This window comes from Pseudoalteromonas holothuriae, assembly GCF_945859825.1.
GTDB classification, from domain to species: Bacteria; Pseudomonadota; Gammaproteobacteria; order Enterobacterales; family Alteromonadaceae; genus Pseudoalteromonas; species Pseudoalteromonas holothuriae.
Map to the genome: position 1 here is coordinate 344562 of NZ_CAMAPC010000001.1, position 14846 is coordinate 359407.

Annotated in this window: 13 protein-coding genes; 8 read left to right on the plus strand and 5 right to left on the minus strand. The window is 39.5% G+C overall.

Features of this window, described 5'->3' with window-relative positions:
• The first annotated feature begins 113 nt into the window (after positions 1 to 113).
• Positions 114 to 881: a class II aldolase/adducin family protein gene (locus tag OCI93_RS01560; protein ID WP_261591626.1), complete on the plus strand. Its 768-nt coding sequence runs from the start codon at positions 114 to 116 to the stop codon at positions 879 to 881.
• A gap of 9 nt (positions 882 to 890) precedes the next feature.
• Complete coding sequence (locus OCI93_RS01565; RefSeq protein WP_261591627.1) at positions 891 to 2066, plus strand: mandelate racemase/muconate lactonizing enzyme family protein; 1176 nt, start codon at positions 891 to 893, stop codon at positions 2064 to 2066.
• Between the two features lie 285 nt (positions 2067 to 2351).
• Here the strand turns inward: OCI93_RS01565 and OCI93_RS01570 are convergent, their stop codons facing one another.
• Positions 2352 to 4022, minus strand: coding sequence for a sensor domain-containing diguanylate cyclase (locus OCI93_RS01570; RefSeq protein WP_261625612.1), 1671 nt, complete (start codon positions 4020 to 4022; stop codon positions 2352 to 2354).
• A 417-nt stretch (positions 4023 to 4439) separates the two neighbouring features.
• Here OCI93_RS01570 and OCI93_RS01575 point away from each other — a divergent pair, with 417 nt between their 5' ends.
• From OCI93_RS01575 to OCI93_RS01600, 6 genes are all read left to right on the plus strand, one after another.
• A complete protein-coding gene (locus OCI93_RS01575) occupies positions 4440 to 4604 on the plus strand; it encodes a hypothetical protein (protein ID WP_261625613.1) in 165 nt (54 codons plus the stop codon).
• 20 nt (positions 4605 to 4624) lie between these two features.
• Entirely contained in the window at positions 4625 to 5185 is a 561-nt protein-coding gene (locus OCI93_RS01580) for a hypothetical protein (protein WP_261625614.1), read from the plus strand.
• Positions 5186 to 5496: 311 nt separating this feature from the next.
• Complete coding sequence (locus tag OCI93_RS01585) at positions 5497 to 6060, plus strand: hypothetical protein (protein WP_261625615.1); 564 nt, start codon at positions 5497 to 5499, stop codon at positions 6058 to 6060.
• An 87-nt stretch (positions 6061 to 6147) separates the two neighbouring features.
• On the plus strand, positions 6148 to 6714 hold the full coding sequence (locus tag OCI93_RS01590; protein WP_261625616.1) for a hypothetical protein: 567 nt from the start codon (positions 6148 to 6150) through the stop codon (positions 6712 to 6714).
• Positions 6715 to 7182: 468 nt separating this feature from the next.
• Positions 7183 to 7332: a hypothetical protein gene (locus OCI93_RS01595; protein WP_261625617.1), complete on the plus strand. Its 150-nt coding sequence runs from the start codon at positions 7183 to 7185 to the stop codon at positions 7330 to 7332.
• 347 nt (positions 7333 to 7679) lie between these two features.
• Positions 7680 to 8453 carry an SDR family oxidoreductase gene (locus OCI93_RS01600; RefSeq protein ID WP_261591634.1) on the plus strand — a complete coding sequence of 258 codons (774 nt, stop codon included), beginning with the start codon at positions 7680 to 7682 and terminating at the stop codon, positions 8451 to 8453.
• A gap of 112 nt (positions 8454 to 8565) precedes the next feature.
• On the opposite strand, the gene OCI93_RS01605 is transcribed toward OCI93_RS01600, so the two are convergent.
• From OCI93_RS01605 to OCI93_RS01620, 4 genes are all read right to left on the minus strand, one after another.
• The gene (locus OCI93_RS01605; protein ID WP_261591635.1) at positions 8566 to 11691 is read right to left on the minus strand and encodes an efflux RND transporter permease subunit; all 3126 of its coding nucleotides are present in this window, start codon (positions 11689 to 11691) and stop codon (positions 8566 to 8568) included.
• On the minus strand, positions 11688 to 12788 hold the full coding sequence (locus OCI93_RS01610) for an efflux RND transporter periplasmic adaptor subunit (RefSeq protein WP_261591636.1): 1101 nt from the start codon (positions 12786 to 12788) through the stop codon (positions 11688 to 11690). The genes OCI93_RS01605 and OCI93_RS01610 overlap by 4 nt, the downstream gene beginning before the upstream one ends.
• Before the next feature lie 18 nt (positions 12789 to 12806).
• Positions 12807 to 13244 (minus strand): DUF2141 domain-containing protein, encoded by a 438-nt coding sequence (locus tag OCI93_RS01615; RefSeq protein WP_261591637.1) that lies wholly within the window; start codon positions 13242 to 13244, stop codon positions 12807 to 12809.
• A gap of 302 nt (positions 13245 to 13546) precedes the next feature.
• Positions 13547 to 14299, minus strand: coding sequence for a MipA/OmpV family protein (locus OCI93_RS01620; RefSeq protein WP_261591638.1), 753 nt, complete (start codon positions 14297 to 14299; stop codon positions 13547 to 13549).
• Positions 14300 to 14846: the final 547 nt, after the last annotated feature.

Here is a 14846-nt window from a genome sequence, read left to right on the forward strand (position 1 = left end):
TTCGTGAGTTATTAAAAAAACCACCGCCTGTCGGTGGTTTTTATTTGGTTGAACAAATGCCCAGAGTAATTTAGACTTCTAAACATCTAATTGGGCTTATTTAAGGACCCACTATGTTTGAACTACCTTCACTAAACTTAAAAGACCAAGTGTCTGAGCAAGAATGGCAACTCCGTGTTGATTTAGCCGCTTGCTATCGCTTAGTTGATCATATGCGTTGGGGAGATTTAATTTATACCCATATGTCGGCACGTTTACCCGGCACGGATCACTATTTAGTTAACGCGTTTGGTTTGAGTTTTGATGAGGTAACTGCTTCAAACTTAGTAAAGGTAGATCTTGCGGGTAATATTCTTGATGATACGCCGTTTAAAATAAACCCAGCGGGCTTTACCATTCATAGTGCCATTCATGAAGTAAGAGAAGATGCCCATTGCGTTATACATTTGCATACCAAAGAAACGGTAGCGGTTGCAAGCCTTGAGTGCGGCCTACTGCCACTGAGCCAGCATTCTATGTTCTCGTTGCCGTCGTTGTCTTATCATGGCTATGAAGGGCTTGCAGTGAATGATGATGAGCGCAAACGCCTACAAGATGACTTAGGTACAACCAATCATATGCTATTGGTCAATCACGGTGGCTTAACCGTAGGTCCAACAGTAGGCGACGCCTTTATGCGCTTTTATGACCTACAACGCGCCTGTGAAATTCAATTGGCAATTCAATCGTCTGCTCAGCCGGCGGTGCAAGTACCTCAGCCCATAATAGATAACATTTATAATCAAGCTAACGTGGTTCATAGCGGCAGTACTGGTGGGCAGCTTGCTTGGCCAGCTATGCTTAGAAAAGCATACCGTTTAGACCCCACTTTTGCTCAATAGGAATCTACCATGAAAGTTAATCGCGTCGAAGTATTTGATATTCACTGTCCAGAAAGACCCGCTTGGACTCCAGTATTTATACGTATTCATACTGATGAAGGTATTAGTGGTGTAGGTGAGGCAGGGCTTGCCTACGACTTAGGCCATAGCGCGGCAGCCAGTATGATAAAAGAAATGGCAGAAGCGTTTTTAATTGGCCACGACCCGTTTCAAACTGAGTTGTTATGGTCACGTATGTTACGTGAGAGCTTTTGGGGCTTAGGCGGGGGCCCTGTGGTGTATGCAGCCATGAGTGCCATAGATACTGCGCTTTGGGATATTAAAGGCAAAGCGCTTAACTTACCGGTTTATCAATTGCTTGGCGGTAAGGTTAACCCTGAACTACGTACTTATGCATCGCAATTACAATTTGATTGGGATAGCGAATTTAAAGCCTTAGTACAACCGCAAGAATACGCAGAGGCTGCACTTAAGGCGATTGCCGAAGGTTATGACGCAGTAAAAGTAGACCCGATTCAGTACGATAAAGACGGCAATACCTATTATGACCGCACTAAAATAATCTCTCGCGCTGAGATGAAACTATATCGCGCGCGTATGCAAGCCATTCGTGAAGCAGTGGGTGATGAGGTGGATATTATTTTTGAATGTCACAGCCTACCCGGTGCCACCTCAGCCATTCAAATTGGCGAAATAGCCGAAGAATTTGATTGCATGTATTACGAAGAGCCAGTGAATTATCTAAATCACTCGTTACATGCCAAGGTGGCTGATAAAGTGGCCGTGCCCATTGCCGGTGGCGAGCGTTTGTATAACCGCTGGGGGGTTCGTCCTTACCTAGAAGATCAAAGCATTGATGTGCTACAACCAGACATTGGCCTATGCGGTGGTTTTACTGAAGCTAAAAAAGTGTGTGACTACGCTGATATTTTTGATGTGCGTATTCAAGCGCATGTTTGTGGCGGCCCCGTTGCTACAGCAGCATCGCTTCACTTAGAAACCGCCATTCCTAACTTTTTAATTCATGAGCACCACACCTATGCCATTAAAAAGTGGAACCGCGAATTGTGTATCCAAGACCCACAACCTAAAAATGGTGTGTTTAAAGTATCTGAAGCGCCGGGTATTGGTATTGAATTAAATGACGAAGTAGTAATGCGCTCACAGCGTGTTGAGGTTAAGTAATTTAACTATATAGATAAGGGTGTTGATATAGGAAGTACTTTTTAAGCTAACATCGCTTATATGCTAATAAGGGTATTTTTCTGTATCAAGGTGGTTTTCTCTTGCAATAATACCAATAGCATTAGATAAATGACTGAGTAATTATTCTACATGAGTCATTTAGCTCGAGAGGGTGATCAATGTTTTTAATAAAAATTGGTATAACAGACTATTTCAAGAGGCTGCAAAGCCTAGAGTGAACAAAATAGCTTTAATTGGGTAACTCGTTTACCCAAAGTTGCAAAGTTAACTGTTTACACTATTGTTATCGTCGCTTTGTGAGTACACTTCAACCCGATTTCTGCCTTTTGACTTAGCCTTGTACAAGGCTAAATCAGCTTGTTTGAGGATGTTATCTATATTATTTTTACTTCCAGCGCAAAGGGTTACGCCAAAGCTGGCGGTAACTGTAAATTGCTCGAGGCACGTATCAAAATTAATATCTGAAATATCTTGCCTAATACGCTCTAATAACCCCACTGATGCGCTCACACGCGTAGATGGCAGTATGATACAAAACTCTTCTCCTCCGATACGGGCTACGGTGTCGCAGTCTCGAAGGGTAGTTTGTAAGTACTTAGCCATTTTGATTAATACCTCATCACCTTTATCATGACCCCAAGTATCATTGACGGTTTTAAAATGATCAATATCCATAATACATAGTGTTAATGGGCTTTTATATCGCGTGGAGCGGTTTAACTCATGACTAAGTACATCGTGTAGGTGGCGTCGGTTAAATAAGCCCGTTAAAGGGTCTTTAATACTGAGCTCTTTGAGTTTTTGGTTGGCACTATTAAGTTCTTGCGTTCGCTCTAGAACTTTTTGATTAAGATTGTCGTTTAAGTCTTTTAATGCGCTAATCATATAATTAAAGTGCTTGCTGAGCTCTTTGACCTCTTGCAACCCACTCACGTTGGTGTAGGGGTCAAAGTTACCTTTGGCGACTTTGTTAGTGTGGGAGATGAGTTTTTCTATTGGATTAGAAATATAGACCGAGATACTCACGCCAATGGCAATCGCTAAAACTAAAATAATACCTTCTAACAAGTATATAACAATACTTGTTTTTTTAATCGATTCACTGATTTCAGCTTCATTCATTTTAACAACAATCCCCCAATCAAGGGATGGTAAATAGCGTGTTGATGCTAAAACTGCTTGGCCTGTGTAATCAGGTGCATGGGCCATAATAACTTCGTTACCCATTAATGCTTGTGTGATAGGGGTTTGCACGTTACTTTTACTCACAGTACGTTTAAATGCGGCTTGTGAGTCGTATTTTAGTGGCACTGCAAATAATGCATCGCCATCTTGGTTGCGTACAGCGAATAGCCATTCACCACTTTTTCCCAATCCCGTACGTTCTTGGATAAGTTCTATCACAAAATCTGCATAAAACTGCGTTTCAATATAACCAATAACATGATTATCTAGCATTAGCCTGTTTAAACTGGCAACAAATAACTGTTCATCGGTATGATTGAGTTTCACTAAGGGGAGGGCTTTTTTTATAGGGAGCGCTAATGTAGTAGGCAAGCTTTGGTTAAGTGTAGAGGTCACTAAATTACCCTGCGTATCATAGATGCTAATGTTGTGCAGGCGGGTCATGCCCCCTTTAGCATCTTTGATTATTTGAGTTACCTTTTGCAAAGCAAGTTTATCGCGTAGCTCTAACCATTTAACCAAACTAAGTCGCATTTGGGTGCGGCTGGCAATGAGTGCATTGCTATCAATAATACGTGCAATAACTGCTTCAATTCGCTTTTCGGCAATGAAGGATAAAGCTTCAAGCTTTTCTTCAACTTGGGTGCGATGTTGTTTTGCAGTGTATTCATTAAGGTATTGCAGAGCTAAAAATAAAGGCAGTACAGACAAAAAGATAAAAGACAGCGTAAGTACGTGTTTTAATTTCATGACAATGACCTAAGACAACAAGCTAACCATACAGCGCGTTAACCACTTCTACTGTAGTGTAGCGTATTGTTGTTATTGCACCATGGCGTGAAGTGTTTAGAGGTGAATAATAAAATACTCACAACTCAAGCCAGCCTATCTTATTGGTCAGATGAACACAATAAAAGCTCATAAATTCATTATATCAATAACGCACTGTAACTAAATTATTTGTTGAACCCACACATAATTAGTACCATAACTTGACTGATACGCTATATTTTTCGGCATATCAGGAACGAGAATATTAATAATTTCATACAAACCAAACCTTTGCGTTAAAATTGCACCTAAATTGATGTTGCTAAGTTGTGTACGCTCGGTTAACATTGTCGCAATGAGGTGAGGGATGTAAACCTGAAAATAAGGACTTGGATAATGAAAGCCTCAATGAAGCTAAAAATCAAATCAAAGAAGTTAAAAGAGTTGTCGACAGAGCGCGCTAAATTGGTTGCTGGTGGTGGTGGTGGAAATATGGGAAATCCTCCTCAAGCTCAAGGCAATGCTACATACTGGTCTATTTTTTATACTTGTAATTGTTAGGCAGAAAATAAGGATATGGCATGAATGATTTTTTACATAATTTGGGTTGGGGACTAATCGTTGTTGAGTTTCTGATAGTTATTTATTGGGTAAAACAGTTCTCAATAATGAAATGGAAGCTTTTCTTTGGTATTAAGAAAGACTTGCTTACTACCCAGCACCATGAATTACATTCATGCTTTTTATCGGCATTTTGCTTCCTTATTTTTCACCTGATCGGCTCTGAAGCAGAGCATTACCTTTTGTCATTAGAAATGCAAAGGATGGCTCATATTGAATTGTTTTATACGAGCATGGCAATAGTGCAGTTTATGTTTGGGCTTACGTTATTTTGTTTGCATTTAGTAAGAGGGTGCACCTTTTCCCCAACAGCCCGTATTTGCATGTATACAACATTAGTGATGATCATGCTTCATGGTATGCAATTAATAGCGAGACGTTACTTTGATTACCATGAGTTAAATATGGTTTACATCTTAATTGGCTGGACTTGTAACTTTATTGCTATTTCAGCACTAGCAACTTACCCCGTTCGCTCGATTAAAGATTACTTTAAACAAAAACGGGCAGCGGCTTCTTAAGTAATAAGTTCAAACTGTATAAAACTTCATTCATGCTAAAATGACAACCTTCGGGTTGTCATTTTTTATCTTGTTTGGTTGTGCATAAATAAGTGCTTGGCAATATAGAGCAACCATAGCGATAAAAGTTGATTACTAAACTTTGCCAAAAAGCTCGCAGAGTGTTTACTGGTTAGCACGGTATGTAGGTCGGTATAAGCGCAGCGCCATCCGACAATACCTGTTTTAAATTTAAAAGAATGGTTTATTTTGCCCAAGGCTTTAGCAGCACGTATGGAACTTAATCAATTTAACAGTATGGATGTTTACCAATGAGCCTCAATGATTTTTTATATTACTTAGGCTGGGGTTTTATAGGGTATGAATTACTAATTGTATTGTGGTTTTTAGTAACGCAATTTCCCAAGCACAGTTGGTCTTTATTTTTTTCCCGTCACCAATCTCTTAATTCACTGCAATTACATGAAATGCACTCTTGCTTTATGAGTGCAGTGGTATTTATGCTGTTTCATACTTTTGGTGGGGAGGTTGAGCAATACTTGCTTTCATTAGAGTTTAAACAGATTAATCGAATAAAGGTATTTTATACAGGCGTGATAGCACATTTTTTTATATGTCTACTGACAATGTATGTTGTTCACCGGCTAAGAGGGTGCCTTTTTTCAAAAACAGCACGTATTTGTATGTACATGATTTTTTTATTTTCAGCACTTTCATTCATGGAATTAATCGCCCGCGGCTATTTTGATTACCATGAACTAGGGATGGTATATCGTATCGGTGGCTGGGCTTGTAACATCATCGTTATTGCTGCGCTTTCAATTTACCCAATCAGGCAAACATTGGCTTATTTTCAAACGCAAAGAGAGGCTTAATCTATGTTAATTTTGCTTTTGAACGTTGAGCTTAGTAACGGGTGGTTATGCAATTGAATACACAATTAAGAAAATGGATGTTTATCAATGAGTCTCAGTGACTTTTTATACTATTTATGGTTGGCCTGTTTAGGTTATGGGTTGCTCGTAGTATTGTGGTTTGTTGTAACGCAATTTCCCAAGCATCGTTGGTCTTTATTGTTTGCTCGTCATCGAGCCCTTAAGTCATTGCAGCTACATGAAATGCATTCTTGTTTTATTAGCCTAGTGGTTTTTTTATTATTTTATATAGTTGCAGCTGAGGTAGAGTGGTATTTACTATCGCTTGAACTAGCAAGGGAGCAACATATTCGCGTGTTTTATATGGGCATGATAACACAACAGTTTGCTTTATTAGTTGTTTTGTATATGGTACATCGTTTAAGAGGCTGCCTCTTTTCAATAACTGCGCGTATTTGTATGTACACGACCTTCTTATATTCATCATTTTTATTTATGCAGTTAGTAGCTAGAGGCTATTTTGATTACCATGAGTTAGGGATGGTGTATCGTATTGGCGGCTGGGCTTGTAACATTATCGCTATTGCAGCGCTTTCAATTTACCCAATCAGGCAAACATTGGCTTATTATAGTACTCGTTCAGATCGGAAGTAGTGGGGGTGACTTGTTACCCTTTAATAATCACCAAAAAATTATAGAGAAAAACTAATTATGACTGGGTTAAATGCTTTTTTAAGTCATTTAGGTTGGATTTTTAAAAGTTATGAAACCTTAATTGTCATATGGTTTTTAGTGACACAGCTACCTACTCATAAGTGGTTACTATTGACTGCTCTAAAAGAGGACCTTTGTACTTTAAGATTACATGAAATGCACTCTTGCTTCATGACAGCGGTTTGTTATTTATTATTTCACCTTTACTCTGGTGAAGTTGATGCTTTTATTATCACGCAACTGAGCACTATTGATGGTCAAATAAAACTGTTTTACTTAACGGCAATGATAAATCAATTTTTGTTCTTGCTGACTTTATTTAGTCTGCACAGATTAAAGGGGTGTTTTTTTTCTAGGACTGCAAGAGTCAGCATTTATACAACACTTGTTTTTATGGCTTTGCTATTCATGCAATTAATCGCCCGCGGCTATTTTGATTACCACGAACTAAAGATGGTGTATGTGTTTGGCGGCTGGGCATGTAACATCATCGCTGTTGCTGCGCTTTCAATTTACCCAATTAGGCAAACATTGGCTTATTTTGCAAAACCTGCATAGATTTAACTTTTACAGCCCAGTTTTTTTGTTAGTAGGTTAAGCGCAGTATTAGCGCCTTAATATTGATAGCCATTTTATTTAAAAAATGGTCATTCTAGCGAGCTAAATAATTCATTAACTGTGTTAAAAATTACTCATGTAGAGTAACTACATACCGGTTTTTTGCCTTGTTACTAAGGCATTTATCTGGCGCAATATTTGCGCATTTATTTAATGTAACTAGTATGACACAACACTGTTAAATGTTGTTGCTATCATTTTATTAAACAGAGCAAGGGATATGTCGCATAAATACTAATGTGGTATATGCTTTGGTGATAAATTTAACCATTTAGAGATAACTAACAATGCAGTTAAGCGAAAATACGATTTTAATAACAGGTGGCACAAGCGGCATTGGTCTTGAAATGGCGAGGGCTTTTTTAGAGCTAGGTAATACCGTTATTATAACTGGGCGAAATGAACAAAAACTACAACAAGCACAATCGCAATTAGACGGGGTACATACTATAAAAAGTGATGTAAGTAACCCCGATGATATTCAAATCTTATATGACGAAGTGTCGAAAAATCACCCAAAGCTTAACATGTTAATCAATAATGCTGGCATGATGCTTAAAGTGAATTTACAAAGTCACTCGCACAGTGCGCAAAGTTTAGTGAAAGAAATTGATATAAACGTAAAAGGGCCAATTTGGATGGTCGATAAATTTTTACCATTATTAAAGCAAAATTCAAATGCAGCCATTGTTAATGTTTCGTCAGCCCTTGCTTTTGTGCCTATGCCGGTTTCTCCTATTTATAGTGCCACAAAGTCAGCGCTGCACTTTTATACTTTATCGCTTCGTGAGCAACTGAGAAATACCGATATTAAAGTATTTGAATTAGCACCTCCGGGCACAAAAACAGAGCTGCTAGATGGTTTTAGTGCCGAAGATATGCAAGGCAGTACCGCCATGTCAGTTGCTGAACTGGTTGCAGATTTAATCAGTGGCTTGAACAAAAATAAAGATGAAATTAGACCAGGCCAGTCAAATCAACTGAAGTTTATGAGCCGCTTTTTCCCTCAGTTTATTTTAAAGATGATGAGCAAAAGCGTTGATGATATGCACAAAAGCTAAGTTAACCGAAAATATGTCTTTGCCTGTACTGAAAGGTCTGCTGATAGCAAGCTAGGCAATATTGCCTAAATATTCAAATACAGGGTTGCTCTTGGCAACCCTGTATTAATACTTATAACGCCTTAGCTTTTTGAGTTTGATGCGCTTTTGCCATTGTGAACTCTCTCATGGTAACAAACGCTTTAATATCTGATGAAATAATTAATAACGTGGGCATTAGTATTAAACAAATTAAGGTTGCAAATAATAAGCCGTAAGCCAACGACACCGCCGCGGGGATCAAGTACTGTGCTTGTTCTGAGGTTTCATTCAAAAGTGGTAAAAGCCCTGCAAAGGTGGTGATTGTGGTTAAAAATATCGCTCTAAAGCGGTCTAAACAGGCTTGTCGTACGGCGTCTACTTTACTGTCTAATTCATGACAAAGCTGGTTATAGCGATTCACAATCAATAGGCTGTCGTTCACCACAACACCTGAGAGCGTTAACATACCCAGCCATGAATAAAGGCTTACACTCAGGCCTAACCAAACATGCCCAAGTACTGCCCCTACTAAACCAAATGGCACAGAGAACACAATCAGTAAAGGTTGACCATAGCGTTTTAACGGGATGGCTAAAAGCACATAAATAAGTGCAATAGCTACGGTAAATGCCACACCTAAGCCCTTGGTTGACTCAACGGTTTGCTCAAGCTCGCCTGCGCGTTTAAGCCCAGCATTTGGGTATTGCGACTTTACGCTTCTATTATATATTCTTTCCAGCTGCGTATAGAGCTGCTCGGGTGATATAACGCTTTTATCAACATCAATTTTTAACGAGCGAGTGAGCTCACCATTGAAGCGGGTGAGGGTATTATTGACCGTGGTTGTTTCTACATCAGCCACTGCCGAGAGGGGAATCGGTTGCCCTTTATCATTATAAATGTATAGCGAGTTAAGGTCTGAGCGCGAGTCTCGCATTTGTTGGTGGAAGGTCAAATACAACTTTACTCGATGTTCGTCGCGATAAAAACGGTCAAGCTCTAAGCCACCATAAGCAGTTGCCAATTGCTCTGAAAGCATACGATGAGTAATACCAAACAATTGTGCCTCAGGTTTTAAAGTAAAGGCCAGTTGCGGCATCGCTGAGAGGTTTTCTTCTAGTACGTTATTAACGCCCTCTTGGCGGGTTAACCACTGCTTTGTGAACTCACTAATTTCGTTCAGTTTATTGATATCTGGGTGGTTGAGTCGAATATAAGTCCCTGCACTTGTGCCTTCTAAAGATACGGTGACTTCAACACTTTGTAGCGCTTCTATATCAAGTAGCGCTTTGCGCCATTGATTAGCGACCTTTCTAAGGTTGATCTCGGTACGTAGGTCACGTCTTATTGGCTCTGCAAACACCACAATGTTGCCTTGCTCGAAGGTTACTGTCATGGCTTTTTCAATAATATCCCCATCAAGTGCATGCGTTTGTTTATATTGCTCATTGATATTGGCTCTTACCGCCTTAACTTGTGCTTCTGCTTTTTGCAGTAACGACACTGGCACGTTTTGTTCAAGATTAAGTTCAAGTATGATCAAATCACTGGGTACATCTGGAAACATCACGCTGCGAATGGTGCCATTTTGCAAGCTACCTAAAATACCGAAAACCATGCTAAGAAAGCCAAATAAACATACATAGCGATACCTTAAGCAGGCGTCTAACACGGGGCGGTAAATTTTATGTGCTAATAAGTCTAGTAATTTACGCGGGTAAACCGTTAGTTTTCTGGTGAATGAGTTTGCTTCATTATCAAATTTTAGTGACCGTAAATGTGCAGGCAGAATAAGCTTCGATTCAATTAACGAAAAGAGCAAAGCAACGATCACAACCCACGCAAAGCCTGCGAACAAACGGCCCGTTTCTGATGGAAATCGAGTCATTGGCAGCAGGGCAGCAACGGTAGTTAATACCCCAAAAATCGTCGGTATCGCAACGCGCTCTGTGCCTTTAATTGTGGACTCTATAGAAGTACCATGTTTTTCTTTATAGCTGTAAATACTCTCGCCAACCACAACTGCATCATCGACCAAAATCCCCAATACAAGGATAAAGCCAAAAGTGGTTACTTCGTTAATGGTGTACTGAAAACCCAGCTCACCTAAAACAATAAATGTGCCAGCAATCGCCACTGGCAAGCCCATGGCAACCCAAAACGCTAAACGCATATTTAAAAACAGCGTTAAGATAATAAAAACGAGTAAAAAACCTTGTATTGCATTTGTTTGCAGTAGATCCAAGCGTTCTTGCACATAGTGTGCAGCGTTAAACCACACTGTAATATCTAAGTTATTAGGCAAGCTGGCTTTAATCTCCTTAACTGCAAGCTCAGTTTGTTCTGAAATTTCTAACACATCGCTGGTGGCTGACATTTTAACCGCAAAGCCCATGGTCGCTTGGTTATTAAATGTCACATTTGAGTCATGTTCAGTGATGTCGTCTTTAATGTCAGCAATGTCTGACAAATAAATAATATGGCCTTGCTCTGTAACTGTCACCACTAAGCTTGAAAGCATTTTTTCTGTTTCTGCAACATGGTCAGAGTACAGTAGGTATTTACCATTGGGGGTTTTAAGTACACCACTTTTGGCACGTACCGATTGGCGGTTTATGGCAGTAGAAATATCATCAAAGCTGAGCCCATATTGACGCATTTTGTAGGGGTCAACTTGGATATACACGGCATAAGAATGGGCACCGTATTCTTCAATTTTTTGAATGGCAGGGTAGCTTAATAATTTTTGCTTAACGGTCTCACCGACTTTAATCAAGCTATCAGGGTCAGTATCGCCATGCAGTTGTACCAGTAATGCATCAAATACTAAGGTTTCTTGTATTATTTGCGGTCGCTCGGCAAGTAATGGCCAATCATAAATGCTGTCTATACTCGATTTAACATCTGCCATTAATCGGTTCATGTCGTAGTCAAGTAGCTTAACTATGGTAACAGTGAGGCTATTTTGCCCGGCAATACTGTTAATCGACTTTATGCCACTGATCCCTTCAAGGGCTCGGTCAATTTTTTGGCCGATTTCTCGGTCAACTTGCTCTGCAGTTTTACCTTCGTAATAAGTTGATATAACAAGCTGATTGGACGGTAACTTAGGCACAATTTCTTTACGCATATTATTGGCGCTTAGCAATCCCCCCAACAACAAAAACATCATTAATAAATTTGAGGCAATGGGATGGCGTATAAACCACTGGATCATAACGCCTCCTTAGTGGTCATTGGTGACTTTACCGCCAGTTCCATCCCTTGACTTAAGTAGCCTCTTGGAAACTCAACCACACGTTTAAACTGGGGGTTTGGCATTGGAAAGTACACCATACCGTTATTCATAGTAAATTCGTTTAATTTGTGGCGATATGTTTTGTTATGTTCATCAAGTAGCCAAATTTCATATTTTTCTGTCAGTGCTGACTCTGGAACTGAATAAGTATTTTGCCAGTTTTTATGAGGAAGCTGAACGTACACATTTTCGCCAAACATCGGCAGACTGCTATGTTCGCTATCAATACTCACATATAAGGTGCGTTGCTGGTTTTCGCTAAAGTGACTTACACCCGTGACTTTACCTTGCCAAGTTTTTAGCTTATTTAAACTGTAAACGGTGAGTTGCTTATTAAGGAGTGGCGTATCTAGTTCGTCAAATTCTTCAATATTTATCGGCACCCGAATTTCACGTTTTGCTTTGGGTAACGCTGATGCGACTGAACTGCCAGGTCCTACATACTCGCCCAAGTTCGCTTTTATTTGTACCAGCTCGCCATCAAAAGGTAGTGCTATGACGGTACGGTTTAAATCCACTTTTGCTTGTTCAACTTGTAGCTCTGCTAGCTTAAGTTGACTTTGCGCTGATTTAACAACCAAGCTTTTGGCGTCGTATTGAGTTTGCGCATTTTTAAGCTCTGTTTTTGCTTGCGCCCACTGTGATTGGGCGTTGGCAAGTGCGACTCGATAAGGTAGTGGGTCAACATGTAATAGCGCACTACTTTTGTCTAACAATTGACCCTTACGAAAAGCATCTGTTACAGAGATGATACGCCCTGATACATCGCTGGTTATTTCAGTCATTTTAAGTGGTTCAACATATCCTAAGCGCATTAAACTGGGAAGTTGTGTTACTGGCTCAATGTTAACCACCGAAGCGACATGTAGGCTCGGCCCTGCATTATTTGTAGTCGGTCTTTTGATGTTAGCTTGCTCTGCTTTTTCTAGCTCATCTAATACCACTAATAAAAAAAACAACGCGACTGTCGTGGCAATCGCTTGCCTTACTCGTAAACTTGAAAATACACGCTTCATAGCAAGCTCCAAATAATACTACTGTAAATTGATAAATACTTGTGCCAATTGGCTATTAAACTTGAATTTACTTTGTACAAAGGTCGGTGATTGATTCTGCGCTAAATCAACACCACTGATAGCCAGCTTTTCTGTGGGAGCACCTAAGAAGTTCTCATCTAATTCTTTGTTTTTGTTCTCATCATGGTAGGCAAAAATAGCGTACTCACCATGTTGCAGTTTTTCAAACTTGCACAGTGCTTTTTGCTTATCTACGATTTGTCTACAGACGGCCACAGGCGGCTCTTTCGAGTCAAACTGTGCGGCTTTATTCATCAGTGCGACTTGTATCTCGCCATCGTTATTTTTTGCGGAATTAACAACAACTTCAAGTACGCCTTCAGATGCTGCGATTGGGTTAGCCACTGCCATTACTGGTGATAGCATGAGTGTAAACGCGGTTGCTCGAATCAACATGGTCGCTCCTTGTATGTGATAAACTCAAGAGTAAAATGTGTGTTATAAGTGAGCATAATACGGATTTAAAAAATACTGGTCAGTAAGCCTTTGTAAATAGCTTTTGCAACTGTTGAGGTAGAAAGTTTGGGTTAGAATTTGGTTAAGGTATGCTTTAAATACAGGTAAAAAGAAGTGTTTATTAACGTGATGAAAATGCAATTACATCGAGATTTAGTGTATATAGTTAAATGCTCATGGCGAGTATAGAGTTGGGGAAAGCCTAAAGATAAAGGCTTTCCCCAAACACGGAATTTGCAATATTAAAAGCTATACACAAAACCGATAGATGCGCCGTAACCGTAGTCTTTATCGTCGTCAACGAGTGGACTATTTTTGATTTCGTCATCAAGTGAATATGCGCTAACTTCACTAAATAGCGTAATACTCTTAGTTAGCTTGTAGTCAAGGGAAAGTGCTGCACCAAAAGTGGATGCCGAGTCAGCTTTATAAGCTGCACGGCTTGCTGTTGCTTCTTTACTCGTTACGCCATAGTAGTAATCAACTAAATCTTCACTTTGCCAGCGCCAGAATACACTAGGAGTAATTGTAAGCGCTTTACCTTCGATAGGATATGCCCAAATTGCAGAAACCTCATCTCCTTCAGAGGCGTCACTTACGTCAGTTAGCCATTCAACTGACAAAAAGCCAATTTCTTCTGAGTAGTAGTTTACACTTGCACCTAAATCAATACCAATATCTCTGTCGTCCATACCCTTGAATGTGGCGTTGTCTTCAGCATCATACCCTTGTAATCTAAGCGCGCCAATCGCACTTACCCACATATTGCTATTAAACTGTAAATGATACTCTGCTCTAGTTGGAGACAGGCTGAAGTTTTCACCTTCATACATTAAAACTGGCAGTATATAAACTTCAGTATCAATATTTTTATATACGGTAGAGCCATTAAATGCGCCCAGACCCAAGCCAAAGTTACCTTCAGCATGTGCCGCATTAGTCGCACCTAGCAGCAATGCAGATGTTAATGTGAGTGTATATAAATGCATTTTCATCGTATTTTCCTTGTTAAATCTTAGCTGTGTTCACAGAGGTAATTGCTGAACAGCTCAGTGCTGCTCATTCACATCACTGACTTCCTTATTAAACGAAAAATCTGTGTGCTGTTTCAATGCAATACGCAGGCATATGTCTCAAATAACGATATAGGTACTGTAACAACCTGAGCTTAGTTAATGAGTGCCTGTTGTATTTACCGGGCCTAAGATACTGAGTGCGAAAATACAATTCAGTAAGTGATTGTAAGGAGCTGTAGTTTCTTTAAACAGCTGAGTATATGATATATATACCCAATAAAGGTAAACTCTTTATTTATCAAAGGTTTGTTGGTGGTTTATGATTTTGGTCATATTTTTTTTGGATACATTTATTGGTCAGGTTTGTTTTTTTTAATGCAATAAAACTAAGTTATACCTTTGATTTTAAAGATTTATTTTTATGTAAGTTGTTGTTTCATAGATTTTAACAATTTTAAACATTTGTAAGGCATTAAATGGAGTGTTTGTTAACTCGTTTTTATTTTGGGGATTTGAGCTTTATGCA

Coding starts and splice junctions, on each gene's coding strand:
- OCI93_RS01560 (WP_261591626.1), top strand. CDS start 114: ATGTTTGAACTACCTTCACTAAACTTAAAAGACCAAGTGTCTGAGCAA.
- OCI93_RS01565 (WP_261591627.1), top strand. CDS start 891: ATGAAAGTTAATCGCGTCGAAGTATTTGATATTCACTGTCCAGAAAGA.
- OCI93_RS01570 (WP_261625612.1), bottom strand. CDS start 4,022: ATGAAATTAAAACACGTACTTACGCTGTCTTTTATCTTTTTGTCTGTA.
- OCI93_RS01575 (WP_261625613.1), top strand. CDS start 4,440: ATGAAAGCCTCAATGAAGCTAAAAATCAAATCAAAGAAGTTAAAAGAG.
- OCI93_RS01580 (WP_261625614.1), top strand. CDS start 4,625: ATGAATGATTTTTTACATAATTTGGGTTGGGGACTAATCGTTGTTGAG.
- OCI93_RS01585 (WP_261625615.1), top strand. CDS start 5,497: ATGAGCCTCAATGATTTTTTATATTACTTAGGCTGGGGTTTTATAGGG.
- OCI93_RS01590 (WP_261625616.1), top strand. CDS start 6,148: ATGAGTCTCAGTGACTTTTTATACTATTTATGGTTGGCCTGTTTAGGT.
- OCI93_RS01595 (WP_261625617.1), top strand. CDS start 7,183: ATGCAATTAATCGCCCGCGGCTATTTTGATTACCACGAACTAAAGATG.
- OCI93_RS01600 (WP_261591634.1), top strand. CDS start 7,680: ATGCAGTTAAGCGAAAATACGATTTTAATAACAGGTGGCACAAGCGGC.
- OCI93_RS01605 (WP_261591635.1), bottom strand. CDS start 11,691: ATGATCCAGTGGTTTATACGCCATCCCATTGCCTCAAATTTATTAATG.
- OCI93_RS01610 (WP_261591636.1), bottom strand. CDS start 12,788: ATGAAGCGTGTATTTTCAAGTTTACGAGTAAGGCAAGCGATTGCCACG.
- OCI93_RS01615 (WP_261591637.1), bottom strand. CDS start 13,244: ATGTTGATTCGAGCAACCGCGTTTACACTCATGCTATCACCAGTAATG.
- OCI93_RS01620 (WP_261591638.1), bottom strand. CDS start 14,299: ATGAAAATGCATTTATATACACTCACATTAACATCTGCATTGCTGCTA.